The 3747-nt window shown below is 48.8% G+C and carries 6 protein-coding genes; 5 read left to right on the plus strand and 1 reads right to left on the minus strand.

Annotation, left to right across the window (positions count from 1 at the left end; translation table 11 throughout):
- Window positions 1-34: 34 nt before the first annotated feature.
- Window positions 35-208: a hypothetical protein gene (locus PPL9_RS32800; protein WP_152986668.1), complete on the minus strand. Its 174-nt coding sequence runs from the start codon at window positions 206-208 to the stop codon at window positions 35-37.
- A 353-nt stretch (window positions 209-561) separates the two neighbouring features.
- On the opposite strand from PPL9_RS32800, the gene PPL9_RS11265 reads away from it, so the two are divergent.
- From PPL9_RS11265 to PPL9_RS11285, 5 genes are all read left to right on the plus strand, one after another.
- On the plus strand, window positions 562-909 hold the full coding sequence (locus tag PPL9_RS11265) for a helix-turn-helix transcriptional regulator (protein ID WP_057462790.1): 348 nt from the start codon (window positions 562-564) through the stop codon (window positions 907-909).
- On the plus strand, window positions 881-1669 hold the full coding sequence (locus PPL9_RS11270; RefSeq protein ID WP_280139051.1) for an ImmA/IrrE family metallo-endopeptidase: 789 nt from the start codon (window positions 881-883) through the stop codon (window positions 1667-1669). The genes PPL9_RS11265 and PPL9_RS11270 overlap by 29 nt, the downstream gene beginning before the upstream one ends.
- A gap of 66 nt (window positions 1670-1735) precedes the next feature.
- A complete protein-coding gene (locus tag PPL9_RS11275) occupies window positions 1736-2116 on the plus strand; it encodes a hypothetical protein (protein ID WP_057462792.1) in 381 nt (126 codons plus the stop codon).
- 551 nt (window positions 2117-2667) lie between these two features.
- A complete protein-coding gene (locus PPL9_RS11280; protein WP_057462793.1) occupies window positions 2668-3006 on the plus strand; it encodes a hypothetical protein in 339 nt (112 codons plus the stop codon).
- 408 nt (window positions 3007-3414) lie between these two features.
- A partial coding sequence (locus PPL9_RS11285; protein WP_152986670.1) for an AraC family transcriptional regulator occupies window positions 3415-3747 on the plus strand: 333 nt, incomplete at its 3' end.

A 3747-nucleotide genomic window follows, 5' to 3' on the forward strand; every position in this document is an offset into this window, starting at 1 on the left:
GGGAAACGAACTGGTCGCCTCCCCTAGTAATCAATCATTTCTCCTTCCGGACACCCTTAAATGGCGTTCCGTCCTTTTTGCCATCCATAAAGCGTCCCGTTTCTGCGTCGCGCTTTGTCCAAGTTTCAGTTTTGGGGTTGAATGTTTGAGATCGTCCACGGACTGCCCCAATACGCCGTCCGTCACCTTTGGGAGGGTTTGTCGCCATTTTTTCTTCCTAACTCGTGTGGCAAGCATATGAGCAATGATAGCAACCATTTGCTCTGTCATAACGCCGTTTGGCTGCCTGAACCGCCGATGCGCAGTTCGAATGTACACCAAGAGGCATCCGATTTTGCGGGGCTGGCATGTAAGAGCACCCTTCTTCGTGCACTTCATGATCACCATTCAATTGAGCATTCTGATTCACGTAATAATTCGGCATGTCGCCTCCTGAAATGAGCTTTTCGCTCTTGCACCACAATGTACGATACAAAAATATCGCGATCACGATACTAGAATTAGTATAGTCCTTGTGATACTGTAAAGATAAAAATGAGAAGCAATAATTTGGGAACAGCCATGTCTAATGATTTCGGGGAAAAGCTTCGTAAGAGGCGCAAAGACCGGCAGTTAACACTCGATGAGCTCGCAGAAAAAGTTGGCTCACGAAAGGCATATATCTGGCAACTCGAAAACAAAAAACCCGCGAAACCTTCGGGAGAGTTGCTATTAAAGATTGCAAAAGTTTTAGATATATCTGCAGAATACTTAATTGATGACACTGCCAAAGAACCTACTGAGGCTCACGTGCAGATTGCCCTTGCCAGAGGAGCTCAAAACAGAGGCCTTTCGCAAAGCGATCTGGACAAGCTTTTCAGTATTTCAGACATGATGAATGATGGTAAAGCTAATAAGAGAAGCGAATAGGATCATTAAGCTATGGCGCCAATTCGGGCCCAATGAGAGCAAAATTGATTTATCTACAATCCTAAACGATATCGTAATTCCCACTTCTAATGGGGACCAGTGCAAAGTGGTTTTCGATCAGTTTGACACATTCGAAGGGATTATGATTAGAGCCGAAGGCACCACTCATTGGACAATTGGCGTCAACACGACAATTAAGTACCAACCGCGCAGAAACTTCACATTTGCCCATGAAATTGGTCATTTCATAGCTCATAGGTACAAGCAGAATAGCTTTAATTGCTCTGTAGAAAACGTAAATGATTTCCAAAATGAGATTTTTGAACGTGAGGCAAACGAATTTGCAGCTCACCTACTAATGCCTCCTGATATTGTAAGAGTGTACGATAAAGAACGCACTTTTTCTCATGAGGCAATTTCGAACCTTGCAACAGAGTTAGGAGTTTCTCGCGCAGCCGCCGCATACCGCTGGATTGAACTAAGCGAGCGAAGGATCGGCTTTGCAATCAGTCGTGATGGCTTCGTGTGTCAAGGGAGAGCAAGCGATGCGCTTTACAATGTGGGGGTATTTTTTCGCCAAGGTGATGAGATACCAACCAATAGCTTGATAAATCAGATGTCGACACCCGGAGAGGAGCTAGTTCAGGTAATTACACCAGGTGTATGGCATCCATTATTACCCTGTCATGTCTCCCACTACGCAGCAACTAGCGGTGACTTTATTTATAGTTACCTAGATTTCGACAACCTCTCAATTTGACCCTACCTACAGTTATCAATCTCCCTATCTCTAGCAGTAGCGCATTCATCTTAAAGTGGTAATCCAATGCCTATTAAAAACAGCGAAGACTTAATTGATGCTCTCCAGAGAATTCCCGCTGGAAGCCTTATTCCAAAACCAAATGCTCAAGCTCCGTTCACCGTGAAGGGATGGGGTAAGCGTCGTGGAGAACGGGCTTTAATTTACAATATCCCGAACCACCAAAATCCTCATCGGCCCCACAGCAAAGGGATCACTATTTCTGAGTGGGAAGTGGTTGCAACTTATCTGTTTGAGCATCGGCAACTCTCGAGGCGCTGGTTCAATGAAACGTTACCTGCATGCGCCAAAGAAGGTGGCTGTAACTTCACAACAATTGGGGGAGTTTTCGAGATGCTTGGCCTAGCAGAATATCAAGGTAATGGTTTGTATTCCGCCAATTTCTAGAGCACTTGTAGATACTGAGTACATAATGCTTGCACTACAGATAGCTCGCCAACGCGTTACTTATCACCCGTGTTCCTCTCCTCCGTCATGCCGGACGGAACGGAGTGGAGATCCGGTATCCAGTGCTGAGTTTGTGAGTTCTGGCGATTGTGGGTATAGATCCCGGCTCGGGGCCGGGATGACACCGGGGGTGGGGGCAGATGTTTGTTTCAGCTCCCGTTTAAATACCCTCTTCTTTCCACCAATCCACACCCCTTGTCTAAATTACCGATTTGACATGGGCGGTGTTTCATTCCACATTCATGTGTGAGGCTTCACAACCTCAATACAAGCGGCTACCGCTCCCGTAACTGGCGGATTTTTTGTGCCTTTTTTCTGAAGGGGCGCAAACCCTTTGCTATGAGCGGGAGGACGGTGAATACAACACTTCCTTCGGGAAGGAATAAACCTGCCTGCCTTGTATCAGGTTGTGAACCTCCCGCTCGCCAGTGGGTCATCACAAACTTGACTGCCGCGCGGTCCTTCAACTGCCAAATACAAGGGGCATTGAAATGACCAGTTCCGCATGTGCCTGTGGCACCACAAATACTTTCCAAAATGAAATAGACGAAGTGCTCGTCGCTGCATCTGATTTGCAGAACCTTGCTTATATGCAGCAGCTGTTGCTGAGCGAGAGGATGCAGGACAGCAGCGAGCGGGATGCTTTGTTCACTTTGCATTATGCCTTCCGCGACCGCTTGGAAGCTCTTCAAAAAAGCTGCGGACAGATTATTGACGCGTATTCCTCTCCCATGCCCAAAAGCAGGTTTCGGGAATACGGCCTGGAGCAGGTCGACCAACCGCAGCCCATAACCAAAACAGTAGTGTTTCCAGACAAAGCCGGTTCCTGATCATCTCAGGCAATCGGCTTTTTTGATGGCCGCATGGGTGTCGTGACGGGTCTTTTGCCACGATGTGCCTGTGCAGACCGACTGTGCTTGAGCGTTTGGCGCCGTGCGTGCCAGCCGCTCTGGTGCCGGAGGCGGAACGCGCATACACCCCGCATTGCCGCCAAGGGTGCCCTGCTGGTCTGCGGAGCTGTCATCCCTTCGCAGGCCAGCGCTTTTTCAGGATGTGGCATGTGGGATGCAAACATAGCAAGAATTGCAAAGAATGGCGCGCGATGACTGCTTAAGCTTGGACGGTGTTTCGTTTTAACAGAGCTTTGCCCTTGATGTTTTGCCCCTTCCCCTCCCCAAATTCCAGCTCCTCTTTTGCGCGGTATGTTGTAAGCTTCTGCCGAGTATGGGAGGCTGACGATGCGGCATGAAGCTTTGCAGAAGAACATCTATACGCAGCGGATTAACCGGGCGATGGATTATATTGAGCAGAACATCTGCGAAGATCTCTCCCTTGCCCAGATTGCCGATGCGGCGTGTTTTTCTCCCTATCACTTTCACCGTATCTTCAAGGCCATGACCGGAGAGACGGTCAATCAGTTCACCAGCCGGGTGCGGGTTGAAAAGGCCGCGCGGCGGCTGAAGCAGAATGCCAGCATCTCCATTACCGATGCGGCGCTGGACATGGGCTTTGCCTCACCCTCCACCTTTGCGCGTTCTTTTCAGGCACGGTTTGGCATGTCCGCCAGCCAG

This window comes from Pseudovibrio sp. POLY-S9, assembly GCF_001431305.1.
GTDB lineage: Bacteria > Pseudomonadota > Alphaproteobacteria > Rhizobiales > Stappiaceae > Pseudovibrio.

Bases quoted from the DNA above. Each gene is read 5' to 3' on its own strand.
- PPL9_RS32800 (WP_152986668.1), bottom strand. From the start codon at position 208: ATGGCGACAAACCCTCCCAAAGGTGACGGACGGCGTATTGGGGCAGTC.
- PPL9_RS11265 (WP_057462790.1), top strand. From the start codon at position 562: ATGTCTAATGATTTCGGGGAAAAGCTTCGTAAGAGGCGCAAAGACCGG.
- PPL9_RS11270 (WP_280139051.1), top strand. From the start codon at position 881: ATGGTAAAGCTAATAAGAGAAGCGAATAGGATCATTAAGCTATGGCGC.
- PPL9_RS11275 (WP_057462792.1), top strand. From the start codon at position 1,736: ATGCCTATTAAAAACAGCGAAGACTTAATTGATGCTCTCCAGAGAATT.
- PPL9_RS11280 (WP_057462793.1), top strand. From the start codon at position 2,668: ATGACCAGTTCCGCATGTGCCTGTGGCACCACAAATACTTTCCAAAAT.